Annotated in this window: 13 protein-coding genes; 2 read left to right on the top strand and 11 right to left on the bottom strand. The window is 53.9% G+C overall.

What is annotated here, in order from left to right; all coding sequences use genetic code 11:
* Positions 1–157: 157 nt before the first annotated feature.
* Positions 158–409, top strand: coding sequence for a helix-turn-helix domain-containing protein (locus FKP33_RS18375; RefSeq protein WP_141335995.1), 252 nt, complete (start codon positions 158–160; stop codon positions 407–409).
* A 138-nt stretch (positions 410–547) separates the two neighbouring features.
* On the opposite strand, the gene FKP33_RS18370 is transcribed toward FKP33_RS18375, so the two are convergent.
* The 3 genes from FKP33_RS18370 to FKP33_RS27760 all read right to left on the bottom strand — a co-directional run bounded on the left by FKP33_RS18370 (position 548) and on the right by FKP33_RS27760 (position 7,665).
* Positions 548–826: a hypothetical protein gene (locus FKP33_RS18370; RefSeq protein ID WP_141335994.1), complete on the bottom strand. Its 279-nt coding sequence runs from the start codon at positions 824–826 to the stop codon at positions 548–550.
* Positions 827–1,231: 405 nt separating this feature from the next.
* Positions 1,232–3,736, bottom strand: coding sequence for a helicase-related protein (locus tag FKP33_RS27765; protein WP_258313485.1), 2,505 nt, complete (start codon positions 3,734–3,736; stop codon positions 1,232–1,234).
* Positions 3,737–7,323: 3,587 nt separating this feature from the next.
* Positions 7,324–7,665, bottom strand: a complete 342-nt coding sequence (locus FKP33_RS27760; RefSeq protein ID WP_258313484.1) for a TnpV protein — start codon at positions 7,663–7,665, stop codon at positions 7,324–7,326.
* Positions 7,666–7,729: 64 nt separating this feature from the next.
* On the opposite strand from FKP33_RS27760, the gene FKP33_RS27755 reads away from it, so the two are divergent.
* The gene (locus FKP33_RS27755) at positions 7,730–8,386 is read left to right on the top strand and encodes a hypothetical protein (RefSeq protein ID WP_258313483.1); all 657 of its coding nucleotides are present in this window, start codon (positions 7,730–7,732) and stop codon (positions 8,384–8,386) included.
* Between the two features lie 148 nt (positions 8,387–8,534).
* Here FKP33_RS27755 and FKP33_RS18360 read toward each other — a convergent pair whose 3' ends face one another.
* The 8 genes from FKP33_RS18360 to FKP33_RS18325 form a co-directional block, all read right to left on the bottom strand.
* Positions 8,535–8,801: a helix-turn-helix domain-containing protein gene (locus tag FKP33_RS18360; protein ID WP_141335992.1), complete on the bottom strand. Its 267-nt coding sequence runs from the start codon at positions 8,799–8,801 to the stop codon at positions 8,535–8,537.
* Positions 8,802–8,822: 21 nt separating this feature from the next.
* Complete coding sequence (locus FKP33_RS18355; protein WP_141335991.1) at positions 8,823–9,308, bottom strand: hypothetical protein; 486 nt, start codon at positions 9,306–9,308, stop codon at positions 8,823–8,825.
* Positions 9,309–9,342: 34 nt separating this feature from the next.
* The gene (locus FKP33_RS18350) at positions 9,343–13,164 is read right to left on the bottom strand and encodes a DUF5704 domain-containing protein (RefSeq protein WP_258313482.1); all 3,822 of its coding nucleotides are present in this window, start codon (positions 13,162–13,164) and stop codon (positions 9,343–9,345) included.
* A gap of 4 nt (positions 13,165–13,168) precedes the next feature.
* Complete coding sequence (locus FKP33_RS18345) at positions 13,169–14,275, bottom strand: copper amine oxidase N-terminal domain-containing protein (protein ID WP_244932952.1); 1,107 nt, start codon at positions 14,273–14,275, stop codon at positions 13,169–13,171.
* Positions 14,276–14,390: 115 nt separating this feature from the next.
* Entirely contained in the window at positions 14,391–15,374 is a 984-nt protein-coding gene (locus FKP33_RS18340) for a hypothetical protein (protein ID WP_127608059.1), read from the bottom strand.
* A complete protein-coding gene (locus FKP33_RS18335) occupies positions 15,361–15,909 on the bottom strand; it encodes a hypothetical protein (protein ID WP_141335990.1) in 549 nt (182 codons plus the stop codon). The genes FKP33_RS18340 and FKP33_RS18335 overlap by 14 nt, the downstream gene beginning before the upstream one ends.
* Before the next feature lie 10 nt (positions 15,910–15,919).
* Positions 15,920–16,309, bottom strand: a complete 390-nt coding sequence (locus tag FKP33_RS18330) for a hypothetical protein (protein ID WP_054795910.1) — start codon at positions 16,307–16,309, stop codon at positions 15,920–15,922.
* An 83-nt stretch (positions 16,310–16,392) separates the two neighbouring features.
* Positions 16,393–16,872, bottom strand: a complete 480-nt coding sequence (locus FKP33_RS18325; RefSeq protein WP_054798840.1) for a hypothetical protein — start codon at positions 16,870–16,872, stop codon at positions 16,393–16,395.
* Between the last annotated feature and the right edge of the window lie 8 nt (positions 16,873–16,880).

Here is a 16,880-nt window from a genome sequence, read left to right as displayed (position 1 = left end):
ACACATTATCATCTATCAAAAAGTGACAATTAACGAGGTAAAACTTGTATAGTTCAATATTACTACAAGTTTTCACTAAATTAAACCATTTTGTAGAGTATACTCCGTAGATATTACTCCCATACTAACTAATGATAAAGCTCTAAAGGGGGTAATTATGTCGATTGAACTATCCTTTGCTAAAATTCTGAAAACGTTGAGGATTAACAATAAGTTGAGCCAAGAGGAACTAGCCTTTAGAAGTGATCTTGATCGAACTTACATCTCCATGCTGGAAAGAGGTATTCATCAGCCGACCATCTCCACGTTATTTGCCTTGTCAAAAGCTCTGAACATCAAAGCTTCCGAGATGATTAAACTTGTAGAAATTGACTGTGAAAATGATTACGAATCGAATCAACAAAATTAAAGTCTGTTTAAATAAGGACAACCACGAATGAATTGGCTACGCCCTTCCTGTATTCATTAGTAAATAAAATCGCATTGAGGGGAGACATATCTATCCCCCGACAATGCGTTTTCTACTTACTACTTCCGAATGAGCAACTTAAAGGTCATTTAGTTTCCGTAATAGATACATCCCATCCCTAAGACCTGCGAAGTATATCCACTCTTTTTCAAGTGTACACCGATGGTTAAGAATGTCCTCCAACTCGAGAAGAAGGTCCAAATGGATTTGTGATAATTCATCCTTAAGCAGCCTTTTTATTTCGTTCTGCCTAATTCGGAATTGTTCAACCTCCATTTGACTTCCTGCTTCCTTTGCAATTTCAATAAATCTTTGATCGAAAGCTGGTCTTAACCATTCTGGACCAATATTATGCATATTTATCCCCTCCCTTCCTCTAGAATGTACCGATGTTACTGTGAAAGGAGAGGTATCTCAAGAATTTATTGGAACTATCCTATGTTTACAGTTTTACTTTCCAGCTTCTTAACTCTCCATCTCCAACAGTTCCTTCAACCAAGTTGCATCCGGCATCCTCACCAATGGAGCTCCAGAGTAGTAATGTTGATGTCATCGGTTGATGGTGCAACCCCCAACTCGCCATCATCGGAATAATTCGGATATGATTTTACTGCCGGAACAATCATACGTATATCTCCTGCTAGCGCTTTCAATCTCGTCGAATACGCCCTCCATTCGCGATAAATACGTCGATTCCATATGTGTCCCCTTCCTGCTTCCACTATAACAGGAAGCAAGAGAAGGTACGACGGTGCCAGATCGTTATCGCTCACGGCCTACAACCCGCCGTTCCGGCGCTTCCGGTTCTTCGTCCGGCACGCTGTCCACGGCTTCGTTTTCCTGTTTGTCCATGTTGAGCAGCGCATTCAATTCCGCAAGACGCGCCGCTTTCGTTTGCAACTCCTGCTCCTTCTCGAAAGGAGCCGCGATTTGTTCCTTCGCCGTTTCCATTTGCAGACGCAAGGTGGCAAGCTGCTCATGGGCATGCTCCAACTTGGCAGGCAAGTCGGATAAGGCGTTGTTGATGCGGCTTATATTGCCGCTGGCATCCGCTCCGAGTGTTACCGTATGACCCAGTGCGCCGCGCAGTGTGACCTTGTACTCCTTATGGAAGCTGTCAAAGGACAGCCACAAGGAAAATCCCCGGTAGCTGCCGAATTCCTGCGGATCGGGCGATGTCATTCCTTTGCAAGCGTCCAGCAAAGCCGCGCCCGCTGCCGTCCGCTCCGTATAGGTAAAATCCTTGATAACCATGCCGGGGAATTTCGATTCCTCCGATTCCTCCTGCACAGTCGCTTTGGAACGCATAAACAAAGCTGCGTCCTGTTCATAGCCGGCAATCCGTTCCTCCGTGGACTTGATTTGCTGCGGCAGCATTTTGAGCAACCGGTCCTCCAGCGCGTAACGCTGGCTTAAATGGTTGGCTTTGAGCAGCTTCAGTTTGGATACCTGGATGTCCAGGTCCATTTTCTCCTTGATGTACGGGTTGCCGGTCGCCAGCGCCTTGACCTCGGCATAGGAGAGGGCTGTCTCGTCGATATCCTCAGCGGAACGGACAGGTGATTTGCTGGTCATGATCTGCGAAATGAAGCGCTGCTTGTTCTCCAGTGTCTGATAAAGGTACGCGTCGAACGTGTTCTCCGTCACATAGCGAAAAATATGCACTTCGCTGTTCTGATTGCCTTGCCGGATAATGCGCCCGCTGCGCTGCTCCAGGTCGCGCGGACGCCAAGGGCAGTCGAGGTCGTGAAGGGCAATCAGCTTCGTTTGCACGTTCGTGCCTGCGCCCATCTTGAACGTCGATCCGAGCAGTATCCGAACCTGTCCGCTGCGTACTTTGGCAAACAACTCCTTTTTCTTGACCTCGGTATTGGCATCGTGAATATAGGCGATTTCGTCAGCCGGGACACCTTTCTCCATCAGCTTGCGCCGCAGCTCGTCGTACACATTGAAGGTACTATCCTGTTTCGGAATGGACAAATCGCAAAACACCAACTGGGTCAACCGCTGCTCCTGATGTTCCTCCCAATACCGGAAGACATTGTCCGCGCAGGCGCTGACTTTGCTGCCTTCGTCGTCGGGGAGCAGGGGACTAGCCAGCCGTTGATCGAGCGCCAGTTTGCGTCCGTCATTGGTGATCGTCAGCATGTTGTCCTCATGCGGCTCCACTTCTTTCGCCCGCACCCGCTCGGCGCGGCGGGCAAGATCCGCGACCATGTCGCGCTGAAAGTCGCTTGGCGGCACCGCAACATTGTGGAAATGGGCTTTCGGTACGGGAAGCTGGAGCATGTCCGCCGTCTGGATGTCGGCCACTTCTTTGAACATATTCATCAGTTCCGGCAAATTGTAAAAACGGGCAAACCGGGTTTTCGCCCGATAGCCCGTTCCTTCCGGAGCCAGTTCGATGGCGGTGACGGTTTCCCCGAACGTGGACGCCCACGCATCAAAATGCTGCAAGCCTTGCCGCTTGAGCCGCTCGTATTGCAAATAGCGCTGCATCGTATACATCTCGGTGATGGAGTTGGAGATCGGCGTACCCGTCGCAAAGATGATGCCCCGGCCTCCGGTCAGTTCGTCCAGATAGCGGCATTTGGCAAACATGTCCGACGACTTTTGCGCTTCGGTTTGCGACAGTCCGGCCACATTGCGCATTTTCGTATAAAGAAACAGGTTTTTGTACGAATCGGCTTCGTCCACGAATAGCCGGTCTACGCCCAGTTCCTCAAAGGTGACGACATCATCCTTCCGGCTGGTGTCGTTCAGCTTTTCCAGCTTGGTTTGCAGCGTCTTTTTCGTTTTTTCAAGCTGCTTGATCGCATAGCGCTCGCCTCTGGCTTCCTTGAGTTCCCGGATACCGCTTGTGATTTCCGAAATTTGCTCATAAAGTTGCTGCCGCTGACGTTCCATGGAAATCGGTATTTTTTCAAACTGCGAATGGCCGATGATGATCGCATCATAATCGCCGGTGGCAATCCGCGCGCAAAACGTTTTGCGGTTTTTCGTTTCAAAGTCCTTTTTGGTCGCCACCAGAATATTCGCTGACGGATATAGCTGCAAAAACTCCGCTGCCCACTGTTCGGTCAAATGGTTCGGAACGACCAGCATGCTCTTGTTGCACAGTCCCAAATGCTTGCTCTCCATCGCTGCGGCGGTCATCGCAAATGTTTTTCCTGCGCCGACACAATGAGCGAAAAGGGAGTTGCCGCCGTACAGCGCCCGGGCAACCGCATTGACCTGGTGCTGGCGCAGCCGGATTTCCGGGTTCATCCCGGTGAATCGGATATGACTTCCGTCGTATTCGCGGGGACGGATGGCATTGAACCGGTCATTGTACAGCCTTGCCAGCCGTTCGCGCCGCTGCGGGTCTTTCCATATCCAGTCACGGAACGCTTCTTTCATCATCTCCTGCTTTTGCTGGGCGATGGCCGTTTCCTGCTTGTTCAGCACACGCTTTTCCACGCCATCCTCATACACGGTGTCAAATACGCGCACGTCCCGCAAATTCAGCGTATCTTCAAGAATTTTGTACGCATTGATGCGGTTTGTGCCGTAAGTGACGTTCGCCTTGATATTGTTGCTGCGGTCATCGCTTTTGCCTTTGACGTTCCAGGCAGCCGTATATTCGGAATACATCACATTGATGTAGGTCTGGTACATCGGCGGCGTGTCCACAAGCTCAAACAGAAATTGCCGAATGTCTTCCGGCGGCAGCCAGGTTGCGCCCAAGCGCACATCAATTTCGGAGGCATCCAGGTCCTTCGGTTGCACCTCTTCAAGCGCTTTGACGTTTTCGCTGTAACGATCAGCATCGTACGCGGCGAACTGTTTCGCCACACGCAGCTTCTCCCGCACATTGCCGGACAAGTACGCATCCGCCGTTTCAAAGATCGGCTGTCCTTCCTCGTCCAGATTTTCGGGATTGGGGAAAATGACGCCGCGCAGTTCCTCCACCAGTTGTTCTTCCGTCAAGCCGGTTAGCTGCGCCATATACGGCAGATCGACACGGGCTTTCGCGCCGATGGAAACGACAAGCGCCTCCGAAGCCGTATCCGCCTGTTCCACGTTGATGCGCTGCCGGATGGTGCGTTTGGTGAACATATCCGCCTTGCGCAGCAGCCGTCCTTCTTCATCTACGATTTCAAGCGAACAGAGCAAAAAGTAAGAACTGTCATCCGAAAAAGCAAGGCTGTTGGCGCGGCTGTTAATCAGGCCGTATTGGGCCGTAAACCGGTCATACTGCGCATTCAGTTTGCGCTGTTGCTCCCGAATCATCTCATCGCTGTAGTCTTCGGTTTGGTACTCGATCAGCTCGCGCACGGTGTCCCGCAGCTGAATCATCCCTTTGATGCGGCCTGCCGCCGTCGCCGAGGTGTCCACGCGCCGCATCCGGCTGTTTTCCCGAAAGTAGATGTGACCGTCCACCAGCGCAAAGCTGAAATTGCGGACAGACGGATCGGCAGGGAGGGAAGGTTCTTCTTCCTCCGGCTGGTCTTCCCGTTCCAGCTCCACCCATTCGGCATGGATGTTCGACAATGCTTCGCGCAGCAGTTCATCCAGGTTGGTGTCCGCGTGCGGCTTGCAGGTCGTTTCCTGCCGGTTGCCGTACATTCGATCGTCAAAGGCCATTGTGCCAAGCACCATGTCAGGATGGGCGGCAAAGTAGCTATTCACCGGCACACCGTCCGCTGTCTCGGCCAGTGAAAGCCATGCTTCGGTTTGCTCGCTGACGGCGACCATGCGATCCCGTTTTTGCAGAAATAAAATGTCGGCGGTCACTTCGGTTCCGGCATTGGCCAGAAACGCATTGCTCGGCAGACGCACCGCTCCGAGCAGTTCGGCACGCTCCGCGATATACTTGCGTACCGCCGGGTTTTGCTTGTCCATCGTTCCTTTGGACGTAATAAAGGCGATGATGCCGCCCGGACGCACTTTGTCCAGTGTTTTCGCAAAAAAGTAATCGTGGATGAGAAACTTGTGCTTGTCGTAACGTTTATCCGCCACGCCATAACCGCCGAACGGCACATTCCCGATGGCGAGATCAAAGAAACTGTCCGGCAAATTCGTCTGTTCATAGCCGCTGACCGTAATCGACGCCTGCGGATAAAGCTGCTTGGCAATACGGCCGGTAATGCTGTCCAGTTCCACGCCAAACAGCCGCGAGTCTTGGAACGACTCCGGCACCAGACCGAAGAAATTGCCGATGCCGCAGGACGGCTCCAAAATATTGCCGATGCGAAAGCCCATCGTTTCCAGACAGTCGTACATCGCCTTGATGACGGTCGAAGATGTATAGTGGGCGTTCAGCGTTGACGCACGAGCGGACGCATATTCATCCGGCTCCAGCAATGCTTTCAGTTCCGCATATTCGGCTGCCCATTGCGTGTTCGCTTCGTCAAATGCTTGCGGAATGCCGCCCCATCCGACATAGCGAGCCAGCACCGCTTGCTCGTCCGTTGTCGCTTGCCGCTGCTCTTGCTCCAACTCATTCAGCAGCCGAATCGCTTCTGTGTTCCATTTGAACTTCGTTTTTGCGCCGCCATGCCCCAGTTCATCATCCGTAATCCGGTAGTTGACAGCCGGTACAGACGGACGGGCTGGCGCGGTGCGGCCGGCCACAGGATCAGGGGAAAGGGAAGTGTCTGGCTGCGATATGGGCTCTGGCCCCTCCGTCACCGGCTCTTCCGGTGAAACCGCATCTTCCACTGTTTCCCATGTCGCTTCGTCAGACCGTTCCGGCTCCTGCTCCTGCTCTCCGGTAATCAGATGATCGTTCAGCGGGTTTTCGCGCAGCATTCGCTCAAAATCCCAGCGATTCAACTCTTTGATGAAGAGCGGGAACTGACGGTCTTGCAGCACCACTGTTCGTTGCTCCAGTTGCACAATTTCATATTCGTCCGCACCGATCCAGACAGTGCTGCTTGCGTCATAACCGTAGCGCGCCCGTTCCCGATTCACCGGCGTGTGTTCCGGTTCCGCTTGTGCGTCTGGTCGGGAAAGCACCGACGATGCATCCGGCTGCGGCACATCGTGCTTCGCCATTTCCGCCGCTTGCAGCCGCCGCTTTTCCTCCTGTTCTTCCGCAAAGGCGGGCAATCGCTCGGCTTCCTGCCGGTTCAAGTAACGACCCGCTGCCAGCAGTTCGCCGATACGTTTCTGCACTTTCATCCACGGCAGCACCACCTGCGTATCCGGGTTCATGATGGAGCCGCGGGTCAGCGTGATGCCTTTGCTGTCATAATTCATGTGAATATCCGTGCCGATCAGCGCGGGAAGACGCCCGCCGGTCCCGTATTCCCGTTTCAGGAAATCGGCGTTCTCCTGTGCGGACAGCGACTGCATGAAATGCAGCGCAATGCGAAACTTGCCGTTCTCAAAACCGCTGCCGTTTTGCAAAATAGCGTCAATGACCGCTTGCGGCATGAAAAAAGCGGAGGCTCTTGCGTCCTCCGCTTGTTCCATCCACAGCGTCTGTTGCCGGATGGATGGTTCTGTCCTTCGTGACAAGTCAAATTCGTTTAACAGCATCATGCTGGCGATATGCCCGGCGATGACACCCCAATCGTAAAAGCTTTGCGCCGTTCGTTCATCCGCCGCACCCGTCCACAAATGCAAAACATTAAGATACGGTTCAAACCCTGCTCGTACGCCTTGATCAAGCGTCAGTTCGGTGATGCCAGCCGGAAACAAACTGCGCACATACAACACGCGATCGCGCTCATCCTCATGAGCAAGGAAAAACGCTGCAATATCCGTCTTGCTTTCCCGCAGCGGCGCGGATCGAAGCATATCATTGATAAAGGCATGGTCGTGAAAAAACGGAAGACTTCTGTCCTCTGTTTCCCGATCAAACCATCTTAATGATAGATCAGTTCCGCGAGAATCAGTTCCTCCGCCTGCTGCTTCAGGTTGTTCATGTGTCCCGTCCAGGCCAGCGGATCGCTCGCCTTGTCCGGTGCCGGGTTCAGCCGAAGCATCTCCTGCATCGTCCGGTCGATCTGCTCCCGCGCCGTCCGGTCGATGTCCGCCAGATGCCGGTTCAACTGCTCCGACAACATCAGATGGGCGTACATGCCCTTCCGCTCGGTTTTCAGGAACGTCTTGCGCATCATGCCGTACTTCCCAATGGTCGTCTCCGCTTCGCTCAGCGTCAGGTTGGGCAGCAGATAATCCCCTTGCGGCGTGTACGTCAGTTCCATGTTCATCCTTCCTTTCTTGTAGGGTAGCTTCATTGTGCGGCAAGGAATCGGGTCTTGCAAGGGTATGAAGCGATTGCCCCTCATTCGCACGTTGTGCATCCCGGCGCAGCGCCCGGACGGTCGATTCCACTTCCCGCAGCATCATCTCGGACACATCGCTAATCGCTGCGCCCAAGTGGGACAGCACAGGAAGCGTGTTGAAATACCCGATGCCGGACAAATCCTCGATGCTAATATAATGTGCGGGGTTCAACCCGCAACGGATCATCGCCATGTAAGCGACGGCCTTTTCGGCAGCTTGCTTGAACAACAGCTCCACATGCGAAATATCCAGGTCCTCCAGCAAACTGTGCTCCCGCTCTTTCATCAACTCCGCCACATAATCGGCGCTATTGTCATCCACCGCATTCCGCGCAGCAGCGAGCAACGCAGCAGGCAGATCCGCACGCAATTCGATCTCATCCGGCCCGCCGAAAGCATTTTCCAGCGTCTCAATCACATGAGCCGTGTCGCTGTCCTGCAACCGCCAAAGCGACACCTGCGGCTGACGCCTGCTTTGGGTGTCGGACACATCGAACACATAGCGCAACCCGAGATGGTTTCCCCGATCTTCGATCAGGGCAATCCCTTTCGCGCCGCGCTTTACCCAGCGATCCAGCCGCTTGTTCCAGACGTCAATCGGCGCGCAGGCCGTTGCGTCCGGACGTTGTGCGTAGATTAACAGTTGATCCTGAAACGGATATTTGTAGTTCCAAGCCGCCGTCCGCAAAAAATCCGCCCAGCGGTCAGGCTGATTCGTCACCGTGCGAGCCGTGCTGGCAGCCAGTTCGACGATGCGCTGCAACTTGGCTGTCACGAGAGCACCTCCCTTACAGAAACGTTATTTGATTAGCCAGGCGAATGCCTTCTTCGGAATAGCGAGCCATAATCCGAATGAGTCCGATATGCTGCAAGCGATGCAGATTGCGACGGACGGTCGAAGGGGAAAGACCCACCTCCAAAGCCAGCTTTTGGCCGGACAACACGACGGAACCATGCCGTCCGCCCGCTCGATCCATCAGGTAGCTGTACAGCAGCTTCGCGGCAGGAGGGACCAACGCTTCGGCCAGCATCTTATACCGCATGAGATCGTTCATAGGCTTCCTCCTCAGCAGACGCTACCGCTCCGGCTTCGATTTTTTCCCGGGCAGTGCCTCCGAATGAGGCGAGCGGGATGACAGTTCCGACAAACGCTCCGGCCGAACATAGCAGTACAGATAGAAATTGTAGTCTCCCGCATGCGGGAAACAACGCAGGTAATACCGATGGTGTGCGGTTTGAAAACAAAAGCCGTATACGCCGGAATGCCACGCCCCCGATAATCGGGCCTCCGGATGCAACATGCAAAGTTGATGCATTCGGCTGCGGCTTTGAAGAAGTCCCTGCTTCGTCAATGCCTGCACAACCGAATCCAGTTCCGCCCGGAAAGCCGGCGTTCTTAGCGTTGGCGCAAAATCGAACCAGGTTGACCAGAACGTCTCGCCGCTGCTGCCAAAATAACCGCGCAAGTGCCCGATGCAACCCCGTTCCGTATCCTTCTCGATCGAGGCGGAGAAATAATAGGCCGCGTCCTCCGAAGCGGCCGTTTGCAGTCTTTCCAGCATGTTCTTTTCCTCCCGGCTGGTATAGAAATGTCCTCTAGTGGGTTCCCCCTGTGCCATAATCGTCGTAGCTGGACAAATTGGCATGATAAAAGACGACGTCGCCGCCGTCCAGCAGGGAGAACGTTGCCCCGTATGGATCGACGAAGCTGCGCTGAAACCCTTCCATTCGCCACTGATTGTCCAGCGGCGCGTTTTTGTATTGCAGATGCGGATGTTTCAAGTCTTGATTGCGGATCGTTTCGATGTTGAAATTGACGATGATGTACCCATCCTTCAGAAATACGGGCGCATTGTCGTCCAGCCGGTGCGTGCGGCCGTACTCGGCCAGATTGAAGCCTTTCGGCACCACGTACGGCGCGGCGGGCACGCTGTAGTCCCCCCGCCATCGCTGAACTGAAGCGTTTGCGCGGGCCGCATCGATGCCGGAGGGCACCTGCGTGCTTCCGACAAACGTCCGAAGCTGAGGCGGCAGCAGCATAATATCGTAGCCGCCCACATAGGTCGGCTTCTGCGCATCCTTTACATATTGATCGATAAACGTCTGCCTCGCTCCGGGCGAACCGTTTAGCGACCAAAGCGTTGCGGCTGTGTCGGTCAACTCCTGCTTCGGCACATTGCGCAGGCGAGCGTCGAGCGTCACATACCGTTTCTCCACATCGTCGCCGGAGCCGATACGAATAAAACGCTGACCGCCTGAATGATAGTAAAGATCGACTTCTTGCCTGTTCTTCCCCTTGCTGTCCACAAAATAAAACGTCGGTGTAATGAGGATGCCGTCGCCCGAGCCGAACATGTTGCCTTTCGTCATGACTTCGAATTTGAAATGGTAACCCGTTTTGACCGCAACATTTTTCTTGCCGCTCTCCGGGTGACTGCCTTGCCGTACCGGCAGCACGTAAGGAGGGGTGTTGCCGCGCGGTGCGCCGTCAATACCTTTCGTGCCGACCCAATAGGCGTTTCCTGTCGGCGTCGCGCTGCCTTTTTGGGTGCGAAACACCGATTCCCAGGCAAAATCGGCAATGTCGGTGATGCGGAAATCATAGAGACGTCCGATCACTTCCACTGGAACCGCCTGCGCAGCCACATGGTTGGACAAGTCCAGGTTGGCATTCATTTGGGACGTGAAGGAAGCCGGGCTGTTCTCGGCAAACGTTCGGAATAACACGTCGTAATGGCCCTCGTCCACCCAAACGGGCAAGTAGAAGGTCGTCTGCAACTGACCGACCGGGATGGACACCCACGTGTCCTTGGGGACGAACGACGTGCGATCCGCTTTGTACACATCGAACGGAAAGCGTACCTGCTTGTCCCTCACATACTTGGCATAATCCCGATTGCCGTAGCCCTTGATGTCCTTGTGCGGGCCGCTTGTCGGAATCGTCACGGTGAAGGGCCGGTCCAGAATGAGCGCCGACCGCCCGGCAGTCGGCTGCGTTTTCTGGTTGTGGGCCTGATCGTCCGACACCGAGGCGTAGTTCACCACCGGCGTATGCACGGTTACCGGGTTGATGCCGACAATGGAAAACGTTTTGTTTGCTCCGCCACCGATGCCTTTAATCAGGGAATACGTTATGGTGCCGGTACTCGGCTGATTCGCTTTGTTCGTTTTGGAAGCGTCAATGAGATAACCTTTGCCGTACAGCACATCTTGCCCAATCATCGGCGGGGCCGGTATCGCCCCCGGCGTCGGTGCTTTTTCCTCAACGATTCGATTGTCCATGATTGTATTTCCGTTAAAAACGAATGAGTCATTTTTCACCTTGATCTTGCCGATGGCTTTCTCGGCCTCGTTGGTCCAGTCCTCGTTTGGTACGGAAGGCCGCCTGGAGCCGCCGGAAATCGTTTGTCCGGGAAGCGTCACATTCGAATAGACCGGATCGATGATATGCGCGTTGAGCGACGCATCATGCGCGGCGGAAACGGTTGGCGGCGCATAGCCATTCGGCTCCAGCGTAACCGTTCCCGACGGAAGCGCATAATTGGAGACCGTCGCCTTCTGAATGCCGTACACTTCGAGATTTTGAATCGTCCAGAAGCTGTACTTGCGTTCAATCGAATAGTTTTTGCTGACCGTCTGTGTATCTGAACGCGGAACGGTAATGGTCGTCGGATTCCCGTCCGCATCGGGCGGGCCGGATCGCGTCTCCGTCCAGGTGAGGGTATATGTTTTACTCACCTGAATCGGGTATTGCTTCGTGCCGCTCGTTTCCATGAACGTGTTGCGATACAAGTACGATTTGGCCAAAGCGTTCACATACAGGCTCTCTGAAGTCGGAATGCCTTGCAGCACATCAAATTTTTCTGCGCCGCGCGCATCCGCCTGAATGACGGCAGAAACGTTCGGCTCCATCGCTTCGGCCTGCTGGGAAGCGCCGGGCTGCGGTTCTCCGCCGCCGTCGCCTTTGCGTACCGTATGATCAGATGTCGAGTCCCCCGTATTGCCGTCCACATCCTTCACAACGACGGTGATTTGCACGCTCACTTTGTCGCCGGACGTGAACGGGATTTTGATCGGAATCGTTTTACTCGTTGACGTGCCGGAGAGGTTTCCGGTTTTGTCGCCCGTTTGAACGAGCCTGGCATTTCGAATATCCGTGATTTCGTATGACTTCAAATTCTTTAGCGACTTGACTTCAAAAACAAAATCCCCGTCCACTTCGGTCACGTTTTGGTCGACCGTTTCCGGCGCTTCAATCCGGGACGCGACCGTTACCGAGGAGGGAATTTTGTAAATGCCGATAAAGTTGGAGCCGCCCGATCCCACCAGAATGGAGCGCTCTTTGAGCTTCGGGTCGCCTTTTTCCAGAACGAACAGCTTCTCGTCGGGTTTGTTATTGTTCGTAATGTAAGAGCGGATGATTTCATACGTCTGACCGCCGGAAGTGATTTGTCCTTCAAACGTATGGTTCGCTTCCTCGCCGGTTGCGAAAACGCCTTTGTCCACTTCTTTGAGTTTGGTGCCGTCTTCTTTTTGATAGATGGCCTTCACCGGATTGTTCTCTGCGTATTCGGCAACCGCGTCCGTTCCGCCCAGATGTACCGTAAAGCTTCTCGTTCGCACCTTCGGATTCGTTTCGGGATTTTCTTGCAGCCAGTCTTTCCGCGTCGGGTCCTGCTTGGGCGATAAATAGGAGCGAACGATCGTATACGTTTTTCCGTTGTCCTCAATTGTTTCGGGAAATTCATGATCGATCGTTTCCCCGACTTTGTACTTGCCCTTTAGAAACGTAGCTTGCGGTTGCTCTATGACTTTTCCGTTCACGGTTTTCGCAATGACATCAACGGGAAATTCCGCGCTTCGATAGGGTACATGAATGCCGAAATAATCGTCCAAGTCGTCCGGATGCGCCCAAGGTTCGGCCCTCTTGATCTCATCCAGCGTATAAAAGGGCCCTTTGCGCACGTTGCCGTTTCCGTCGATAGACACCATGATGGCATACAAATATAAGTCGTCGTTGTCTTTGATGTCGCCCATGCCCGCTTTCCACATGCCTTCCGTGACGAGCGCCTCGCTGACTTCGTAATAGGTCGTGACAGGCTGGCCGGGGATGGGCGGATTCGGTTCCTGTCCTACTTGCCGTACTTGCTGGTCCAAAAAAGAAGCGTGTTTGCCGCTTCTCGGATCGCCGCACTGCTTGGGCGTCGTATTCGAACATAATTGGTCACGGCGCACCGTCCAACCCACGGTTCTGTATTTAATGGACGATGTTGCAGCCGTACTGGTGATCTTAAATTTAATGGTGCCATTTTCAGTTCTGACATCGGGAGGTCCCGCGAAAACAGAGGTTGGAATGGAGAAAAACAAAAATAAGCATGCCAGCAGCATGCTCAAGAATCGTTTATGCAATTTGTTCATATCTCTACTCCATCCTTTTAATCGTATGGTTGTAGAATAAACTAGCGCTCGGACTTACTTTCAACGTTGGCCCCCAATCGCCTCCCACATTCGTGGACATCGAGATATCGGTGTAGCCTTCATACCAAATTCCCTTTTCAAAAGATTGTTGGTTAGGGAACCTTTCATCATAGAGCAAGTCTTTACTTTCCTTAAACGAAACAAATTTAATCCTGAATTTGGATCGGATATAATTATCGCCGAATCCGTTCCGATAGATCATGGAAGGCTCGGGATCAAGGTATCCTTCAATTTGAATCTTGTTTTCTTTAACCCAATCCACATACCGCCGGATGTATTTCAATTCCGCATTGGAACTTTGCACCTTCGTGGCAAATACCGCCTGCGCCCAAGAATCGTCAATCGTTTTGTAATCCACGTTCAGCCAGAGTGCACCAAACGTTTTCAGTCGGCTCATCCATATATCCACGTTTTTCTTATTGAATTCCGGTATGGTTGAATACAATACCGATGAAACTTTGCTGTCCGTAGGATGCGAGTAGGGATAGGCCATCTCATACGCTTCATTCGGCACATCGGCCAGAATGTACGGGTAATCTTTCGCGTTCTTCGGCAAATGGGTTGTGCGAATCAGGCGGCCCCATTCATCGTACTTTGCATTGGCGTCTTCTTGTGTGGAAATAAATACGGTCGATGTCGGGCTATCCCAATTCACTTCCGCCCCCAGCGCTTCGCTGACAAAACGCAGCGGGACAAACGTCCGGCCGCCGCTGGTGATCGCCTTCGAATCGAAGGCCACCTCTTTGCCGTTGACGAGCGCCCTGCTATCGCCGATCGTAAGCACAATATGCAGGTCGTCCCGCTCAATCGGTACGGTCATGGTTTTGGGCTCCCAGCCTACGTTTGCGCCCATCTTTTCCGCGATGAATCGAACCGGCACGAGCGTCCGATTGTTTTCATCGACAAATGCTTGCGCATCGGGAAACCAGATTTTTTGTCCGTCCATGACGACGCCGACAAAGGACGGAAGTCGGCTCGCCGCGCTTGCCGTTACGGTGAACAAGCTGCAAAGCATCGCGGCGACAAGTCCTGTAATTATCCATTTTCTCACGCCATTCGCTCCTCTCTTAATAGGGGTCATGACAAGTTTGGAAGATTTCGACTGTCAGGTTCATCATAGAGCCGATCTGACGGCGTGTCCACTTTCCGAAATCACCGCCGTCTCGTTAAGATGGCGAGACAGGACAGTCCAGCGGCATATAGCCTTTTTGCGCGGCCGCTTGTTCGCTGGAAAACGTCTCTTCCACCGGATAAGCAAAGCCGCATGTGCTGCGATAATACACCTTCATGCTTCCTTTCCTGGCCCCGAAAATCTCCGGCTTCTTGAGCACGCGGCTTCCGCCGAGCGCATAATTGTTGTAAAACTTGCCTCCCATCGGAATGCCTTGGATAAAGGCAAGCACCCCGACGTCATCCACGGTATTGTGCCATTCCTCCTGCGAAATGGTCGGCAGCGTGAAGGTGTAAGAAAAGCCGTATCGGGAAACCGATTCGTTGTGTTTGTTGATTCGGTAGGCGAGTTCGTCTTCAATTGCGCGGACGATGGTGCTTCGACGCACCTGCTCAAATCGCTCCGCATCCTTTAATAGCGCAATATTCGTCTGCTGCCCGACGTCGGCCCGCAAGCCTTCGTGCCAGCTCCGGCTGCCCGCATCGTAAGCGAGGACGAAATCGTCCAGCGTGAACGAAAGGCTGTTGCCCGATGAATCGGCGTAGGCATACGGCTTCTTCGCTCCCCAAACCGGTTTCCGTTCCGTGTTCCCGTCGGCTCCCGTCCACTCCTCCTCGGCATAGACGTAGAAACCGTCGTAACCAATCACCGCAATAGCCGGGATATACCGACCCAGTACGCCTTGCGCAACGGGATCGTCGGCAATGCCGAAGCTTGCGTACAGCGTCCGAAAAAAAGCGGCAATCGCCTCGTCCTTGTTCAGCGCCACCCGCTTGGCCGATTCGTATTGCGTCTCCCGCCGCTGGTCGGTATTGACGGTCAACATCCGCGCCGCGTCATCCACCGCTGCGTCCAGCGCGGCGTTATAGCGCAGCTCGGTCAATAGCGCCTTCCGCTGCGTTTCGACCTCGATCCGGTTCACGGTCGCAAACGGCAGGAAAATGAGCGCCCCGACAATGGCCCATTCAATCAGCCTCATTGCGCACCACCCCGCCGTAAGGAATGAAGATTTTTTCGTTCGGACTGATGGCCTGGTTCAGAAAATCGAACAGAATCGTACCTGGAGTCCGGTTCTTATTTTTGACCGTGACCGCAAACGTGTCGCCGACCCGCAGCTTGTAGCGTCGCGCACGATCGTCTTTTGCAGCCGCGCTATTTGGGAACAGAACAGGCAAAATCTGCGCGTTGTAAAACTTGTCGTAATGCACTTCGTAGCTGCCCCGAAACGTATCCGCCCTTGTCGGGTCGTCGTAAACCGGCACGTACTTTTTGCTGCCGTGTTCCATTTGCACATCGAAGGTGTTGCCCGTTACCGCAATCGTCTCCATAAAGTCCGTATACATGGTCGGCGACACAAAGCCTTTGTCCCGCACCGCATCCACAAACGTTGTCGTCGCCTTCAATACGACCAGTTCCGAAATATCGTCCTGCTGGTCGAAGGCTGCGGAAATGGGGTAGAGATAGAGCAATAAAACGGCAATGAGCACCGCGAAAACTTTCGAGAAACTGTTCATGGCATTCTCCTTAGCGTGAAGCGAAAATGAGGCGCAGCAGTTGTCCGGACGCATCACGCTGGGTGACTGCCGTATACCGGGCATTCAGGCGAATGCCGGCGGGGACGAACTGGTCCCGATCGAGCGGCGGCACGTATCGAACGCCGTCCACCACGATTTCCGCGTCTCCCGTCTCCAGCCGGGCAACGGATTGCGCTACCTCTGCGCCGGATACGGTGCCGTCGCCGGCAATCGGCGAAAACGTCATCTGCATGTTGCGGTCCAGCGACTTTCCCGACACATAGGCGGTGGCGTTCAGCGCGGCCCCGGTTTGAAAGAGCAGCAGTCCGCTCGTTGCGGCCATCAGAAAGAGAAGACAGGCCACGCTCATTTCCAGCATCGTTCTGGGGGCATGTTCCATCGGTTTCCTCCTTGGAAACGCCGGGGCGTCCGTCTATACCCGAAAGGACGCCCCATCAGCGTTGTGATTTCAGCAACGGGCGCTTACTGCTGCCGAAACACAATGCCGCGGATGACGTTGCTGCTGTCGTGCACCAGTTGCGCCCGAAATTTGCCGCTCGGATTGACGTAGTTCACATTCGATTCATCGAGCGCATGGCTAAGTTGCCCCGGCGCTTCACCAACCACTGAGCCGTAGGTCACGCTGTCGATCGGAACACCCGTGTTGATCACCTTGCCGTACCACTGACCTGCCGGATTTTTCCCGGTGACGATCTGAATGCCGAACTGATCTTGATCGCTGAACTTGCGCAGCGCGTTGACCACCTGACTGCCCGACAACGTCGTGTTGTCGTACACCGTAAACGCCGTTTGCGACAGCTCCGTCTGGATATTGCTGAAATTGCTTTGCGCCGCCTTGGTGGAGTCTTGCGCGGAAATAAACAATACGACGGCGAGGGTAATGAGCGCGATGGCAAGAAAAATGCCTGCCGCCATCACGAGTGCTTTTTGCGCGTTAGACATGAACCGAT

The sequence above is a fragment of the Paenibacillus sp. tmac-D7 genome, assembly GCF_006519665.1.
In the GTDB taxonomy this organism is placed as follows: Bacteria; Bacillota; Bacilli; order Paenibacillales; family NBRC-103111; genus Paenibacillus_G; species Paenibacillus_G validus.
The sequence above is the reverse complement of the archived record's forward strand: the minus strand, read 5'-3'. Positions and strand labels throughout refer to the sequence as shown.